Origin of the sequence: Pseudoalteromonas sp. UCD-33C, from assembly GCF_001306895.1 — a bacterium.
In the GTDB taxonomy this organism is placed as follows: Bacteria; Pseudomonadota; Gammaproteobacteria; order Enterobacterales; family Alteromonadaceae; genus Pseudoalteromonas.
The window spans coordinates 261253-277243 of the sequence record NZ_LJTB01000006.1 but is presented as its reverse complement, the minus strand read 5'-3'; the positions used below and the strand labels follow the sequence as shown (position 1 = coordinate 277243).

Below are 15991 nucleotides of genomic sequence, written 5' to 3'. Positions count from 1 at the left end.
AGTCAAGTACTGGCGATAATCTGAACTTATCTTGAAAAGCGGATCGAAATGAGCCCCCTGTAAGAGGCTTTTCTCTAGAGAAGGGATGACCTTTATTTGGTATTGTGAAAGTCTGAGTTAGGATTCCTAGTAGTGTACTCTTTTGAGTTCCATTTTGGCCAGCTATTAGAGTTATATAATCTCCTAAATTGAACTCGACATCTTTAAAGCCCCTGAATGAATTTATATTAACTTTATTAATGATCATTTTTTATTTTTAACTTCCGGTGTAATATCAGGGCTCTAATCTAAAAGCTAATTAGCCTTCAATTTTTAATTAAAGCATTTTTATTTATTTTATTTATTTCAGAAAAAGTTACGTCAGGTTTTAAGCCTGTTTTCATTAATTTGGGGGAATGGATTATAACCTCTGAACCCTTGCATTTGGTTTGTGCTGTGTAAGTTAAGCCAAATGATTCTGGGGAATATTCAGAGTAGATTCCGCATATCTCAGGTGTATCGTCATACGTGACAATCCAAGGTTGATTAATTCTTTTAATACTTTCAAATAACCTGTAATGGTCTTCATGCTCAAAGAAATTCTGATATAAACCTTTACCCTTTACATAGTAGGGAGGATCGATGTTGATAAAAGCTGGGCCCTCGATATCTGGAATATGTTCTTCAATAAATTGAGTCGCATCTAAATTCGTAAGTCGAATATAATCCCTTTTGTCTGCAATTGCTTGAATTTGAGAAATAATTCGTTTCTTATTGAATCGACAATCTAGCTTATAATTACCAGCTTGCTTTAGCCCACCAATCACACCTGCTTTAATTATTCCTGAGCGGTTAGTTCTGTTCAAAAATAAAGTAGCAAAGCCAAGAGACAAGTAATCATTCGGCTTGCTTCGGTATATCTCTCTCTGTACGTGCCACTCTTCAATAGTGATAGGGGTTGTTTCTATTAACTTGCATAATGCTTCTGTTTTATACAGAACGCTATACCAAAAGGCATGAATAGCAGGATCTAGATCATTGATGTATACCTTTTTAGCATGCCCTTTTAGAAGTAAGTACCATGCGATTGCGCAGCCTCCAGCGAACGGTTCAACATAAGCTGCACCCTCGAGGCTATTGAGCTTCATTGTTTCTAGTACATAAGCTGTCAGCTTAGACTTACCGCCAGGGTATCTTAGTGGTGAAAAAAACATTAGATTTCCTTCAGGCCAATCAATGTATTGAATAGAGGTGTAAGCATATCCCAAAATCTATTTAAAAACTGAGGCTCAATTTTATGCGCCTTTTTACCATGCACATATTCATTCAATGTATTAAGACTATGATCATTGCTTGTTATTAAGAGCTCTTTAATCACTTTATTAGCATCGCGGTTATCAATGAATTCACCTTGTAATGTATTTAGTTTTTGCAGTAGCGATATCTCATGATAACCCTTGCTGAATCTTCTTGTCATTTCTGATTTAATATCACAACTTTCAATGTACTCATCAACAGCTAGTTCTAAAAAAATTCTAATTGAGGCTGCTGTAACATTTTGATATTTGAAAACAGGTAGTCTTTGAAGCTCACTAAACAAAGCATTGATTTTATAGCTACTCGTTGCGATAGAGTGGTATTTGTCTGTTAACTGTCTTCGTTTCGGGTCTCCCTTTTGAGAGCCTTTATTGAATGGTTTAGTTTCTTCTTCAACTGTATCAGATGAACTTTTGTTTGATTCAGGATCTTTTAAGTCTTGTGGAATAGGTTGAACTAATTGTACTGCACTATCAGCTTCGCTTTTTGATTTAACTTTGGGTAGAAAGTCAAAAATCTCTTGAAACTTCGAGTCTATTGTTCTTGTATTTACAATAAAGCCAAGTTCAGTATCTTTACTAAACATCAATTTAAGTAGTTTAGCATAAGCGACATAAAATGTATTAGGATCTGCATTAACTGTCACACCATTTTCATCAAATTTAATATGCCAAAGCTCTCTTACTTGGCTATTGCCAAACCACCTTTCTAAAACAGTCATGTTTATACGGTGGCTGTAGACAAGCTCTTTTTCAGATGGTGATAAATGAGTTGTTACTTCTTGTCTAGTTGCTATATCTCGAATTTTTACAAACCTTAAGGCATCGATTATGGCTGAGCGTTTGAATCCTGTAACATTAATTGTTTCATCAATATCTTGAGCTACTGAATCATATACGTTAATAATAAAGCGCTGTTGTTGGAGGCGTTGCCATCTGATCTGGTTACTTGCTGCAGGTGAATGTCGTTGTAATATATACCAGCGAGATTCTTCATAGGACGGAGCTAAACATACTTTGATTTTTTCAATGTCATCCCGATCTATTTTTCTAGACAATTGGACAATAGATTTTCGAATTGAAAGAGGTGCTTTTTCTGGAGATCTCAATAGCTTTAAAGCCATTACCCTTCGATTTCCCTCCGCAACATAAAAGTGTTTCTCTTTACTTTGCCATACCACTACAGGGTCGAAGGATAAGAAACCTCGAGTAGCAATTGACTTAACTAAAGTCATAAAATTTTGCTCATCTATAGGATCAGCAATTAGTTCTTCTACATAGTCTCTAACTGTCACAAGCTTATTTGCAGGATCTAGGCGAGGGTTATCATGCCAAAGCTTAAGATTATCTACAGACCTAAGAACACGATTTTCCCACCACTTTTTTTTCATTTCTGCTTGTTCCTTTTTCAAAACTGGTTCTCCCTAAACTTGATACAGCCCCTACATAATAAGGTTATTTAGGTAAACCGCAATAGAGTAAGTTGATTAGTTAATTTTACTATTGAATCGAGTAAGTAAAATCTAACAGTACCGCAGGTATGAGAATATATGGCTTTTCTTAAAATTATTATTTGTATATACAAGTTAAAAGGTAGTTCTTTTAATTAAAAATAAACCCCGCATTGCAGCGGGGTTTTTTGCTTTTTAACAACCAGTTAAGAATTAAAAGTCAGTCGGTGCTGGTGGCACGGTGAGTGGCTTTTTCGGGTTGTCTTTTAGCTCTTTTAATAGCTCTTCTACGGCACGTTCAATCGATGGATCTTTACCTTGGTAGATTAGCTCTGGGCGGTCAACAACTTTAATGTCTGGGGTGACACCTTCGTTTTCGATGATCCAGTTGCCATTGTTATCTAAAACGCGGAATGTTGCCGCGATAACTTGGCCGCCATCGACAAGGCTTGGGTTACCTGAAATACCAATTAATCCACCCCAAGTACGGGTACCAATAAGCTTACCTAACCCTGCTTGGCGGAAGTAGTAAGGAATAGCATCACCGCCTGAACTTGAGTAACCATTGATCAGCATGGCTTTTGGACCATCATGAGCAAATTGTGGTGTTTTCGTTGGCTCAACACCGCGGCGCTTCCAATAGTTAAGTGGTTTACGAGCAAGCCAAGTGATCATGTGCTCAGGAATAAAGCCACCGCCATTGTATCGGTCATCAATAATCATGGCATCTTTGGTGGTTTGCGGCATGTAGTTTTTGAACATGGCGCGGTTACCCTCAAACGCTGTATTTGGTAAGTGAACATAACCAATACGACCATTTGATAGCTTATCAACGTAGGCTGCACGAGAGTTAACCCAGTCTAAATAACGCAAACCTTGCTCGCTGGCTACAGGCTTAACGGTAACTTGCCATGCACCTTTGCTGCGCGGTTTACTGTTAAGGACTAGCTCAACTTGCTCACCTTGAGTGTTCTCTAGTAATTCGTAGAAGTTAGCGACGTCTTTTACTGAGCGGCCATTTACGGCAATGATGTAGTCGCCGTTATGTGCTTTTACCCCTGTTGTGCCAAGTGGTGAGCGGAAGTCTTCATGCCAGTTTTCACCTTGGAAAATTTGCTCAATTTTTACGTATCCAGATGGATCGCTGGCAAGTTTTGCTCCCAGTAAGCCGTGCTTTTTACGCTCTGCTTTTGGCATATCACCCGACTGCACATAAATGTGTCCTGAATTAATTTCACCTGCGATTTCACTGAGAATGTAATCTAAGTCACTACGATGTGAGATAGCATCAGCCATAGGTTGATACTTAGCTAAAATTGCATCCCAATCTTGGCCGTGATGGTTTTCATCGTAGAACCAATCACGTAATGTACGCCAGCCTTCAACATACATTTGCTGCCATTCAATTTGCGGCTCAATTTTTAAGGTCATGTTACTAAGATCAAGCTTATTCGCTGCTAGGTCTTGTTTTGCTTTAGGCTCAATTAAGCTGTAATCCTTACCCGCATGTACTAACAGGTGTTCACCGTTGCTCGAAATAGTATAACTACGAACCCCTTTAGCCACGGTTTCAAGCTCGCTGTCATGAGCTGTGCCTATCAATTGTAGGCCACCATTAGCCAGTGTTAGCACGCCACCTTTTACTGCCGTTAAACCACGATAATCTCCAGCTGGCGCATTTAAAGCGGTAACGCGCTGCATAAAGTCGCTGCTTTGCAGGGTATTTTTCGCTTTCTTGTCGTCATCTTTTTGTTTATCGCTGACGATCGCTGTTTCGTCACTTTGTAGTGCGATAAGTGGTTTGATGCTGTCATTTACGGCTGCGGCATAAATACGCGTTGCACGATTAAACATGTAGTCGAACTCGTAGCTGCTGAAGGCTAAGTTAAAGTCACGCTCAGAACTAAAATACAGGTATTGACCATCAGGAGAGAAAGTTGGGTTTTGCTCATTGGTCATTTCATCCGTTAAGCGAGTCACTTTCTTTTTATCAACATTGTAGTGCCACAGCGAGGCATAGCGGTTTTCATTGTTTTTCACATACACAATGTCTTCGCTATTTGGCGACCAAGTATATTGGCGAATGCCTTCTTCATCGTAGATGCTGGTATCAATTTTGTGTTGTTTACCTGATTTTGCATCTATCCACCAGAGTGTGTGGTTTTTATCTGCAAATAACAGTTTTGAGCTATCTGGTGACCAAATCGGTGTAAAACGCCAAATAGTGCCGTTGCTGGTTAGCTGTTTAGTGGCATTATTTTTACTGCGGTCTTTTAAGTAAATTTCGTATTCGCCACTTTCATCGCTCATATAAGCAATATAGCGGCCATTTGGCGACCAACTTGCGTCAATTTCGCGGCCTTTTGCTGTGTAAGATAAGTTACGTGTTGGGCCTTGTTTAACCGGTACGCTAAATAGCTCACCGCGGGCAGTAAAGAGTGCACGCTTACCATCATGAGAAATCGACATTGAGTCGATAAAGTCACTCACATTTTTTGTGTACGGCATTGCGTATTGACGCACACCAGCAATGTTAATGCTCAGCTTGCTGCTTTTTTGAGTTTTTGGATCAAAGCGATAAAGGAAACCACCGTTTTCATAAACAACAGCATTTGGGCCAGCTGATGGCCACAGTACGTCAAAGTCTTTATGGTTGGTTAGCTTTTTCGGCTCAGCGCCTTTTTGGTATTGATACAGGTTAAGGGTGTAATCACGGTCAGATACAAAGTAAATGTTGTCGCCAACCCAGGTTGGTTGCTGATCGGTAGCGCGGTTAGTGGTTAGCTGCTCTGAGGTATTGTTTTTTAGATCGTAAACCCAGACATCTTGTGCACGACCGCCACGGGTACGCTTCCAAGTACGAAATTCACGGTCAATTGGCGTGTAAACATATTTACTACCATCTGGCGAAAGCATACCGCCGCCAGTTTCTGGAATAGCCAGAGGCTGCTCAAGGCCTCCGTCAGCAGGAACCATGTATGGACGACCCATACGTTTACCCCACGGTGTGCGGTTAGCACGAAACACCACATTTTTGCCATCTGGTGTCCAATCGAGAACACGATAATCAAAACCGCCGCGTGGTGGCATTGGGCCAACATCGTTGTAGTAAGTCAGTTGTTTTAAGCCAGAACCATCGCTGTTAATTACATAAATTTGGCGGCTGCCATTGTACTCGGCTGCAAAGGCAATGCGTTTACCATCAGGTGAAAACTTAGGGAAAGTTTCAAAGCCAATATGGTCAGTTAAGCGTTTGCTCTCGCCTGTTTGCGTATTAGCAATGTAAATATCACCACCGTAAACAAAAGTAACATTTTGGTTATGAATATCAGGAAAACGCAGTAAGCGCGTGTCTTTAGTTTCGTAAGCTGATGCCCAAGGTGCCAGTGTCGCAGCCATGGCCAGTGCCAACGTTGTTAGTTTTTTCATGGGATTACATCCTATATTGGGAACTGTTACATCATAACCATTAAGGCTTAAATAGCGATGCAGTTGCGATGAAAGGTCTGTTACAAAATATGAATAAAAAAAGGTTGGCAGTAAATGCCAACCTTTGCGAGCTATGTCATACCATAAAACATAACTTCTTAGTGGTCGTGATCGTCACTGTCTTCTGCAATACCTAACCAAGTGATGGCGCTTGGTGCAAAAGTCAGTTCAAGATCACCTTCAATTTCAAGATCTTCGATATGTACTTTTAGTACATGCTGAGCGATAGGGTCGGCAACATAAGCAAACTCACTATTTTGTGACACAGTCATGCTGAAGTTCATGCCCTCTGGCATCGTTGTTACGTCTTCTTCAGTGATATCTACTTTACCGGCAAGCTCCCAGTGCATATGGCCGTCGTGCTCATGGGCTTCAAGCACGTTTAAAAAGCCTAAGCTATCAAGTACTAAAAAGTGCTCTCCGCTTGCTGAAAATGAGTAAGATACAGCACTTACGCCTTCATCAAGTTGCCACTCTAGTACTTCCATTTCAGCTTCGCTTGGATTGATACTTACAAATACACCCGATGCAATTGCAATAAAGCTTTCACTACCTTCATGGCCATATAATGTGCCAATACGTGTATCACCTAGAGCATCTATATTGGCGATTTTTTCTGCATGGTATTCATCATCATGCTGGTGAGCTACCAGTACACCGTCACCACAACCAAATGCTACATAATCATGGTTTTGCGCTGCACCGTGTAAATCTGGGCAAGTAACTTCAAATGTTTGTTCAAGCTCATATTCACCTTCATGAAGGTGGAAAACACCCACTTGATCCGGCAGGATTTTAGCGTTTGAAGTGCTTTCGCTATCCGCACGGCGCAATGTTGCAACTAGGTGCTCGCCACGTGGCTCTGCAACACCATGCATATTGATGTCGTACTGAATACCAGCAAGTGTCTCTGTTTCGTTAGCAATGTCGTTATCGGTTAACACTTCTACAGAGGCAACCGTACCTGCATCGGCATTACCATCGTAAAACACGGCCATTTGACCATCATGTTTAACGATGTGAGTAGGGCGGCTGCCCGTTGTTAGCTCGTAGTCACTAAATGCAGGGCCTTGTTTATAATCATGTAAATGCTCGCCATGATCTTCACGCCATAAACCGCCATCGATAAAACCTAAGTAATCTTGGCTGCGGTTAGCAATAACTGCATAACGGTAGCTTGGTGAAACATTTAGTGAGCTTGAATCATGGATAAGCGAAAACGTTTCTAGTAGTGAGTCGTCATCTAAATCAAAGATATTCGCTTCGTTGCTATCAGCTGCTAAAACCGCTAAACGGCCCATTGAGTCAATGGTATAACCGTCATCATGATCATGGTCATCACCACTGTCGTCAGGAACCTCGATAGGGTCTTTCTCAACAATATTTGTTTCTGCGTCACCACATGCGGTGATCAGGGTGCTACTAATTGCCAGTGCCAATAGTTTTAATCTAAATAAGTGTGTCATGTAGGTTTCCTTTATTTGTAATTTTGTTTTAGAAGTAGCCGCGAACACCAAACGCAAAACTGCGCCCAGGACGTGGTGCAATGTCTTTTAAGAATGAGCTATGAACGCGGGCTTCTGTGTCCGTTAAATTTGTGCCTTTTAAATAAAGCGATAGGTCTTGGTTCAATACCGATAACTCATAAGAAATACTGGCATCAACAAGGGTATAGCCGTCTGTTGTGGTTTCTTCTTGTGCTATGCGGTCTTGTTCTTGGTAGCGCGTAACGTGAATATTTGCCGTTAGGTTTTCGGTTTGATAGCTAAACTCAGTACCAAAACGCAGTGGTGGAGTACGCGGTAAATCTCCGCCGTCTTTCAGACGCGCGCGTACATAATCAGAGAATAAGTCGAGTTTAAATTCGTCGCTTAGCTGCCAAGCAACTTGCGCTTCAAAACCATGTAAAATCACATCGTCTGTTTTAAATAAATAAACCGGTAGTTCAGATGAATGATCGTGCTCTTCTTCGTGATCATGTTCGTCGCCATGGTCGTGATCATGACCGCTTTCAGCGTATAGTCCTGTGTTGATCTGGTAATAATAGTTATCTACTTGGTTGTAAAAGGCATTGAAGATAAAGCCAATATCACCTTCGGTTTTACGGAATGTCAGGTCGATATTATTTGCCGTTTCTAAATCGATAGCGTCATCTGATAGCTCAAAATGACCATCATGAGTGTCGAATAGCGCACCAACTTCATACGTTGCAGTACCAATGTGTGGGCCGAAAGATAACAGCTCAGAAGCAGACGGAGCACGCTCAGAACGCGATACCGATAAACCTAGGTTATAACCTGGTGTAAAATCCCATACTACACCTGTTGATAAGCTTACCGGTGTAAACTCTTGGGCAACATCAAATACGCGTGTGTAGTTTGATTCTTCGTGGTCATGATCATGGTCGTGCTCATCACCGTCTTCATCATGTGCATGGGCGTCGATCTCAGGTAACAGCACATTATTAGCATCAATAGTAACTCGCTCAACACGGCCGCCTAATTGCACTAAAAAATCGCCAAAGTGCTTTTCTTCCATAATTGCAAAAGCAATACTTTCAGTAACAGAAGGAGGGGTGAATGCTTCTGAGCCTTGTGCTTCTACATCACTTTTTTTGAAATGAAAGCTAACGCCACCATTCCACTCATCAAATTGGCTATGCAGAATGTCAACGCGCAGCTCATTGGTTTCGTTTTTGAAAGTTGTGCCTACAGCACCGTGCTCGATTTCAGCGTGTTCGTAGTCTGTGTGGCCTGCACGTAAGTTAATTTTGCTTAGCCACTCACTGTCGATATTGTATTCACCAAGTAGCTGGACTTTGGTTTGTTCAAGATCAGCAAAAACAGCTTCTTCTTCACTGTGCTCCTCTTCGTGATCATGCTCTTCTTCTTCACCATGAGTATGGCCAGGAATACCGTATTGGCGGTTAAATTGCTCAACCGCAACACCAAGGTAACCTTGCTCAAATAAGTAGCTAGTACCAACAGTAAAGCCATCTGAGTCTTCATTACTGTTTTCTACTACGTACTTTGAGCCGTGCTCTGTGTCGTCAATATCGGCGGCAACAGGTACTTCGTAATCGTCTGATTCACGCCAGAATGCATCAGCATAAAAGGCAAATGACTCAGTCCCTGTGGTGGCATTAAACGAAGCAACTTTTTGCTCATCTACAGAGTTATGTTCTAGGTTCCATTCACCACGTGTTGTGCTGTCTGTTGGTACTCGGCTATCAACTACGTTGACGACACCACCAATTGCACCGCTGCCATAAAATAGAGTTGCTGGGCCACGTAATACTTCAATTTGCTGCGCTGTTGATGCTTCCGATGCCACTGAGTGATCAGGGCCAACACGTGACACATCACTCACATCTAAGCCATTTTGCGTAATTAAAACACGTGGACCGCTCAAACCACGGATCACAGGCGTACTGGCAACCTTGGCATGAAAGTTTGTGTTAACGCCCGGCAGCTTTTCGAGGCTATCGCCAAGCGTTGATGCTTGTTGGCGTCTTAATTGTTCGCCAGATAACACACTAACAGGTGAGGCAGATTCCATTGCCGACATATGAATCGGCGTTGCTTCAACATCAATCACTTCAATCGGTGAGCGCTTTAGATTAAAGGTTGCGCTGTGGTCTTGGTCATTGGCAAGTGTGATATCTCGATGTAAGTGAGCATAACCTGGCGCTGAAATATGTAGCTCTTTTAAGCCGTTATTTAAGCCGCTGATTTCAAACTCACCTTTGTCGTTAGTTGTTACTTTTTGATCAGACCCTTCAAGGTCAACTGTGGCATTAGCCACCGCTTTACCTTGGTTATTTAAAACAACGCCTTTGATTGATTGTGCCAAAACACTGGCTGGTAATAACGCTGCTATGACGACAGCCACTCTTGAGATGTTATTCATTATTCACCATTGTAGATATGTTATAATGTATCAATTGTGCTTTAATTGTTATAATGTATCAAGTGTGAATCGACGAATGAGTTTTATTCTTTTTTGTAACAGCATGTTTAAAGTGAGGTAAATGGAGTGATTGGGGTTATGAAAGCAGCAAAATTAGCAGTGATATGCTTTATGGTTGGATGTATCTTTTCAGCTCAAGGGCAACAACACCATCATCACTCACATGGTGAGGGAGTGCTTTTTGTGGTTCATGATCAAAACAAATGGCAGGTTAAGTTCATTTTACCGGCTGGAGATATTTTTGGCTTTGAGCATCAACCCGAGACAGCTGAGCAAAAGCAAACCATTAAACAAACGTTAGCCCAATTAGCAAATTCACAGCAGTTAGTGACATTTAACGGCGAATGTAAGCTTACTCAAGCTAATTTTGAAAACCCATTTGAGCATCACACTCATCATGCACATCAAGACTTAGAAGTTGAATACTCGTTTAGCTGTGATAAGCCCGTCTCTAAAGTCACAGTTACTTTATTTGCATGGGCTGAAGCAATATCTGTTATCGAAGCACAGTGGATCACAGAGCAAGCGCACGGGATAGCAGAGCTGACAGCAACAAAACCTTATATTGAGTGGCCGCTATGAATAAACAGCGATTAACCAGCACACTTAATAAAGCGAAGCAGGTTTGCCTTGAGCATGGTAGAAAGTTCACCATTCAGCGCAAGCAAATACTGCAAATATTACTAACCACAGACGTGCCGTTATCGGCCTACGAATTAGCCAGTTGCTACAAGCTGCGCACAAGTTCAAGTGTATCTGTTATGTCTGTTTATCGAATCTTGAGCTTTTTGGAGTCGGTAAACCTTGTTCGCAGGCTTAATAGTGCTAACAAATATATCGCTTACGGTACCGACAGTGAGGTTTCTAAGCGTGAGACTTCTTTGTTTTTGATTTGCCGTCATTGCCAAAAAGTTGAGACTTTAGCGGTTTCACACAGTGATGTTGCAAAGCTTTTCCCTCATTTTGATGATGCAGGTTTTACCTCACAAACAAAGCAATTTGAAATGCTGGGAGTATGCAATGAGTGCCAAGCAAAACTTGCTTGATGCACTTTTTATAATTCATGTGTTCAATTTTGTAGGAATTATTCAGTGAAATTACAAGAAATAATGGACAAGTTTGCCATCGGGTTATCAGCTATGTGTGCTATTCACTGTTTAGCTGTGCCTGTGTTATTGGTTTTATTACCTAGTGCTGCAGCACTGGGTTTAGGTAACGAGCAATTTCATTTTTGGATGTTAGTTGCGGTACTGCCAAGCAGCTTATTAGCACTATTTTTAGGGTGTAAAAAACATAAACGTTATCGATTATTGATGCTAGGAGGTGCAGGGCTGGTGTTGTTGTCTGCAGCGGTGCTGCTTGGCGAAAATGTTATTGGTGAGGCTGGCGAAAAAGTACTTACTTTATTGGGTTCGCTCTTTGTCGTCACCGGGCATTGGTTTAACTTTCGCTTGTGTGGGAAAAAACGAGGGGCTGAGTGCCTAAGCTCGTAAAGATATAAACTTGTTGGCCAACCATTGTGTTGGCCAACAAGCTAATTCAGCAAAACTGAATTACTTGTAGAATACTTCTACAGTGCCTTTTACTTTTAATAGTAAAGGTTGGCCGCGGCGATCAAGGGCTTTTGGAGAAGCGACTTTGATCCAGCCTTCGCTGATATTATATTCTTCAACGTCAAAACGCTCTTTGCCGTTAAGTTTTACACCAATTTCATGCTCGAAAACTTCTTCCACATAAAATTTACTACGTGGATTGATAGAAAGTTGGTTTGGTAATTCTGGTTTTTGTGTATCAGTCATAGTTGCGATCTGCATTGAATAAATTGTGCGCCATTGTAGGCAATAGCTGGCATTGGCTCAAGTATCTACACGGCAAATTTATTGTTTACTCGCAGGCTTGTTCTGAATGCTCAACGCACATGGCAACGGCTTCACTCTTTTTGTCGAAGTCGTGTGTTAAGCAGTAGTCAAAACGCATGGTTAACTCAATTACTTGTTCATCCGTGCGCTCTGGCCATTGCCAGTCTCTCACTATTTGCCTTGCTGCCTTTCTAACGTCTTTACTAAAGCGCTTTGGCGCTGAATTTTCAATATTTAAGTTTTTCACATCGCCTTCTGGCGTTACCTGAAAGTTGACAATTGCGCAGCCACTGCCTTGTCGATTTAGCAGCCCTGTCGGGTATTGTACATGGTGCATTGGTGGCAGCCGTTGCCAGCTAGGCTTATCTGTAGTGGTATCGAGTACCTGGGCTTGAATATCAACAAATGGAAATTTACGTGATAAATCAGGGTTTGCGAATGAGCTGATTGATGCGCATACGAGCGTTAATGCTAAAAGTGATTTATACATAGCTTTCCTTAACTTGTTTGTTTTTTAATCCACCTCAAATTTAGCGTTAAAAATTATCTTTGTAAACTAGAGGCTTGGCTAAAAATTAAGGGATAAATGTATTGTTATACTATAACCTATTTTTTATTTATGTTATTTTATAACAAATCATTTCTCTTAACTTTTACAATCAGACCTTATGAAGTACTCAACTCTTAGTTTAGCCTTAGCTGCGGCGTTTGCAGCGAATACACATGCAGCTGATAACAGCGATATCGAAACGATCACCATTGAACATAAACAGGCGTTTCGTGGTGATATTCCAACAAAAGATTTACCGCAATCGATCACCACATTAAGTAAAGACATGATGACTGATAACGGTATTACAAAGTTTCGTGATGCACTGGATTTTTCTGCCAGTATTACTCGTAAGAATAATGGTGGAGCACTGTGGGATAGCTATTCAATTCGTGGTTTGTCTGGTAACGAAAATATGCCGTCTGGGTACTTAGTTAACGGTTTTAGTGGTGGTCGCGGCTTTGCAGGCCCGCGTGATGTATCAAACATTGAATACATCGAAGTATTAAAAGGACCAGGCTCGGCACTCTATGGCCGTTCGGAGCCGGGTGGTACCGTAAACATTATTACTAAAAAGCCACAGTTTTATCAGCAAGGGCAACTTCAAGCTGAGTTGGGTAGCGATGATCACAAGCGTATTCAAGGTGATTACACTAACGGTTTAAGCGATGATTTAGCATTTCGTATCAATGGCGCATGGCAAGATAGCGACAGCTTCAGAGACTATGTACACCACGACAAATTCGTGATTACGCCTTCGCTTTATTATCAAATCAACGATAACTCATCGCTGACTTATGAGTTTGAGTATGTTGATCAACAGCAAATGTATGACCGCGGTATTGTGGTGTTAAATGGTGATTTTGATACCGTGCCTGAGTCACGCTTTTTAGGTAATCCAAATGATGCACCAACTAAGGTGCACTCACGCGGCCATCAATTAAATTACAGCAACGATCTAAACCAAGATTGGAGCTTGTTATTAGGTGCTAGTTACCGTACTGCAACGTTAACGGGTTATTCGTCAGATGCTGAGCTTTCACCATCGCGTCAGTCATTATTTGATGATGGTAGAACTTTAACTCGCCAGCACAGATACCGTGACTATGAGTCTGATGATTTATCGCTGCGTTTTGAATTAAGCGGTCACTTTGATGTTGCCGGTATCACCAACCATGTATTGATTGGTGTTGACGGTTACGACTATGAGCTGCGCACTGGGCTTTATCGCTACCGTGGTGGTAATGGTACTTATACCATTGATATTTATGAGCCAGAGTACAGCGCTACTGAAGGCCCTGAAGTGGGCATGCAGTACGAAAATAACGAACAACAAAATGCGTACGGTATTTACCTGCAAGACCAACTAGATCTAACCAATAACTTAAAAGTGATGTTAGGTCTGCGTTTTGATGAAATTGAACAAGATATTTTTGAGACTAAGTCTGGTGTGGCATCAAACAGCAAAGAAAACCGCATTAGTCCACGTTTTGGTGTGGTTTACGCACTTAATGACGACATTAACCTTTACTCAAGCTATTCAGAAGGCTTTTTACCACTGAGTGGCACCGATGCTGAAGGTAATCCATTCGGTTTTGAAGAAAGTGACTCGTTTGAAGTGGGTGTTAAATTTAGCTACGCCAATATCAGCGGTACGCTTGCTTATTTTGATGCAAGCAAGAGCAACATGCTGGTGGCAGATCCAGTAAATGTGGGTTATTCAACACCTGTAGGTAAAGCAAATAGCACAGGTTTTGAGTTAGATTTAACAGGTTCATTGGGTGACAATACCGAGTACAACCTATCTTATGCCTATGTTGATGCCGAGACTGCAACAGACAGTCTAAATGTTGATTGGTTAGTGCCAATTCCTAAAGGTAGCCCACTTGTGAACGTACCAAAGAATAACCTTTCGATTGGCTTAAACCATGACCTAAGTCTATTCGCACAAGAAATAAAGATTGGTGGTCATTATCAATATGTGTCTGACCGCTTAGGTGACCCTGCTGATCTCACCTTCCGTTTACCGAGTTACCAAACTGTTGGTTTATTCGCTAAATGGCGAGCGACTGAACGTACTTCGGTATCATTGAATGTCGATAACGTGTTTGATGAACAGTATATTGCTAGTTCTTACAATGCATTGTGGGCCTACCCAGGTGCGCCGACGCAATTTAAACTTGGCGTAAGTTATGACTTCTGAGCAAGTTAAAAGCCGTATTCACAGTATCGACATCATGCGTGGTGTCGTTATTCTGCTGATGTTACTTGATCATGTGCGAGAGCGGTTTTTCTTGCACATGCAGGTAGCCGATCCCATGGTGGTTGATACAACTTCGCCGGGGCTTTTTTGGAGCCGCTTTGCTGCGCACTTTTGTGCGCCAACCTTTATCTTTTTAACCGGTTTGTCGGCGTGGCTTTATAGTCACCCAGCAAGTGGTGTGGCGCGCTCGGCTCGAAGCTTTTTAATCAAGCGAGGGCTATTTTTAATCGCCCTTGAAGTGACCCTGATTTGTTTTTCTTGGATGGGTTACTACCACACCATTTGGCTACAAGTGATGTGGGCGATTGGCCTTTGTATGCTGGCGTTAGCATTACTGATTAAGCTGCCACGCAACCTATTGCTGGTGCTTGGTTTGGTTATTGTATTTGGCCACAATTTACTGACCCCTATCAGCTTTACTCCCGATGAGTTTGGTTACTCGCTGTGGACTATTTTGCATGACCGAGGCTATCTATCACAAGGTGGTTTAATCGACATAAAAATTAGCTACCCTGTGCTGCCCTGGATTGGCGTTATTTTATTGGGTTACTGTGCAGGTCCTTTATATGCGCACACTCAATCAGCGGATTCACGTAAACGAGCATTGCTGCTGTTAGCCCTGTTATGTGTGGGATTATTTGCGCTGCTGCGTGGTTTTAATATTTATGGTGAAACCTTGCCGTGGCAAACGTTTAGCACCACAACAGAAACCATGATGTCGGTGTTTAACGTGACTAAGTATCCACCGTCACTGAGCTTTTTGCTGATCACGTTAGCAGGCATGTTTGTTGGCTTATGGTTATTTGAAAGGCCACTCAACCGCGTTACTAATGCGCTACGTGTATATGGCTCTGTGCCTATGTTCTTTTATATTTTCCACCTCTATGTACTGCTCTTTATGTATCAAATAGGCATGCTGATCTGGGGGGCAAATCAAGGGCAATATTTAGGAGTCAGTGATATCTCAGGTATTTGGTTTATTACTTTGCTGCTGGCAATAGGACTTTATTGGCCAACCAAGACGTTTAGTGAATACAAGCGTAAGGCTAACAAGCCTTGGTTAAAGTATTTATAATGAAAAATGCCGATATGCTAAGCATATCGGCATTACTCTT

At 41.7% G+C, this 15991-nt stretch carries 12 protein-coding genes; 5 read left to right on the top strand and 7 right to left on the bottom strand.

Annotated elements, in window-relative coordinates:
• Positions 1 to 305 precede the first annotated feature (305 nt).
• From AOG26_RS13795 to AOG26_RS13775, 5 genes are all read right to left on the bottom strand, one after another.
• Positions 306 to 1193 (bottom strand): DNA adenine methylase, encoded by an 888-nt coding sequence (locus AOG26_RS13795; protein ID WP_054563015.1) that lies wholly within the window; start codon positions 1191 to 1193, stop codon positions 306 to 308.
• A complete protein-coding gene (locus AOG26_RS13790; protein WP_152966968.1) occupies positions 1193 to 2707 on the bottom strand; it encodes a ParB/Srx family N-terminal domain-containing protein in 1515 nt (504 codons plus the stop codon). The genes AOG26_RS13795 and AOG26_RS13790 overlap by 1 nt, the downstream gene beginning before the upstream one ends.
• Before the next feature lie 252 nt (positions 2708 to 2959).
• On the bottom strand, positions 2960 to 6175 hold the full coding sequence (locus tag AOG26_RS13785; protein WP_082401670.1) for a S41 family peptidase: 3216 nt from the start codon (positions 6173 to 6175) through the stop codon (positions 2960 to 2962).
• 158 nt (positions 6176 to 6333) lie between these two features.
• The gene (locus AOG26_RS13780) at positions 6334 to 7701 is read right to left on the bottom strand and encodes a hypothetical protein (protein WP_054563012.1); all 1368 of its coding nucleotides are present in this window, start codon (positions 7699 to 7701) and stop codon (positions 6334 to 6336) included.
• A 28-nt stretch (positions 7702 to 7729) separates the two neighbouring features.
• Positions 7730 to 10144: a TonB-dependent receptor gene (locus AOG26_RS13775; RefSeq protein ID WP_054563011.1), complete on the bottom strand. Its 2415-nt coding sequence runs from the start codon at positions 10142 to 10144 to the stop codon at positions 7730 to 7732.
• A 138-nt stretch (positions 10145 to 10282) separates the two neighbouring features.
• On the opposite strand from AOG26_RS13775, the gene AOG26_RS13770 reads away from it, so the two are divergent.
• Genes AOG26_RS13770 through AOG26_RS13760 form a run of 3 tightly spaced genes read left to right on the top strand, consistent with a single transcriptional unit; the run spans position 10283 to position 11697 of the window.
• Positions 10283 to 10786, top strand: coding sequence for a ZrgA family zinc uptake protein (locus AOG26_RS13770; protein WP_054563010.1), 504 nt, complete (start codon positions 10283 to 10285; stop codon positions 10784 to 10786).
• Positions 10783 to 11250: a Fur family transcriptional regulator gene (locus AOG26_RS13765; protein ID WP_054563009.1), complete on the top strand. Its 468-nt coding sequence runs from the start codon at positions 10783 to 10785 to the stop codon at positions 11248 to 11250. Before AOG26_RS13770 ends, AOG26_RS13765 begins: the two co-directional genes overlap by 4 nt.
• A gap of 45 nt (positions 11251 to 11295) precedes the next feature.
• Positions 11296 to 11697: a MerC domain-containing protein gene (locus AOG26_RS13760; RefSeq protein ID WP_054563008.1), complete on the top strand. Its 402-nt coding sequence runs from the start codon at positions 11296 to 11298 to the stop codon at positions 11695 to 11697.
• A 60-nt stretch (positions 11698 to 11757) separates the two neighbouring features.
• Here the strand turns inward: AOG26_RS13760 and AOG26_RS13755 are convergent, their stop codons facing one another.
• Together AOG26_RS13755 and AOG26_RS13750 are read right to left on the bottom strand one after the other, a co-directional pair.
• Positions 11758 to 12003 carry a DUF3297 family protein gene (locus AOG26_RS13755; RefSeq protein WP_171037140.1) on the bottom strand — a complete coding sequence of 82 codons (246 nt, stop codon included), beginning with the start codon at positions 12001 to 12003 and terminating at the stop codon, positions 11758 to 11760.
• Between the two features lie 85 nt (positions 12004 to 12088).
• A complete protein-coding gene (locus AOG26_RS13750; protein WP_054563006.1) occupies positions 12089 to 12553 on the bottom strand; it encodes an energy transducer TonB family protein in 465 nt (154 codons plus the stop codon).
• Positions 12554 to 12731: 178 nt separating this feature from the next.
• On the opposite strand from AOG26_RS13750, the gene AOG26_RS13745 reads away from it, so the two are divergent.
• Together AOG26_RS13745 and AOG26_RS13740 are read left to right on the top strand one after the other, a co-directional pair.
• Positions 12732 to 14816, top strand: coding sequence for a TonB-dependent siderophore receptor (locus tag AOG26_RS13745; protein WP_054563005.1), 2085 nt, complete (start codon positions 12732 to 12734; stop codon positions 14814 to 14816).
• Positions 14806 to 15951, top strand: coding sequence for a DUF1624 domain-containing protein (locus AOG26_RS13740; RefSeq protein ID WP_054563004.1), 1146 nt, complete (start codon positions 14806 to 14808; stop codon positions 15949 to 15951). Before AOG26_RS13745 ends, AOG26_RS13740 begins: the two co-directional genes overlap by 11 nt.
• Positions 15952 to 15991: the final 40 nt, after the last annotated feature.

Coding starts and splice junctions, on each gene's coding strand:
- AOG26_RS13795 (WP_054563015.1), bottom strand. CDS start 1,193: ATGTTTTTTTCACCACTAAGATACCCTGGCGGTAAGTCTAAGCTGACA.
- AOG26_RS13785 (WP_082401670.1), bottom strand. CDS start 6,175: ATGAAAAAACTAACAACGTTGGCACTGGCCATGGCTGCGACACTGGCA.
- AOG26_RS13780 (WP_054563012.1), bottom strand. CDS start 7,701: ATGACACACTTATTTAGATTAAAACTATTGGCACTGGCAATTAGTAGC.
- AOG26_RS13775 (WP_054563011.1), bottom strand. CDS start 10,144: ATGAATAACATCTCAAGAGTGGCTGTCGTCATAGCAGCGTTATTACCA.
- AOG26_RS13770 (WP_054563010.1), top strand. CDS start 10,283: ATGAAAGCAGCAAAATTAGCAGTGATATGCTTTATGGTTGGATGTATC.
- AOG26_RS13765 (WP_054563009.1), top strand. CDS start 10,783: ATGAATAAACAGCGATTAACCAGCACACTTAATAAAGCGAAGCAGGTT.
- AOG26_RS13755 (WP_171037140.1), bottom strand. CDS start 12,003: ATGACTGATACACAAAAACCAGAATTACCAAACCAACTTTCTATCAAT.
- AOG26_RS13750 (WP_054563006.1), bottom strand. CDS start 12,553: ATGTATAAATCACTTTTAGCATTAACGCTCGTATGCGCATCAATCAGC.
- AOG26_RS13745 (WP_054563005.1), top strand. CDS start 12,732: ATGAAGTACTCAACTCTTAGTTTAGCCTTAGCTGCGGCGTTTGCAGCG.
- AOG26_RS13740 (WP_054563004.1), top strand. CDS start 14,806: ATGACTTCTGAGCAAGTTAAAAGCCGTATTCACAGTATCGACATCATG.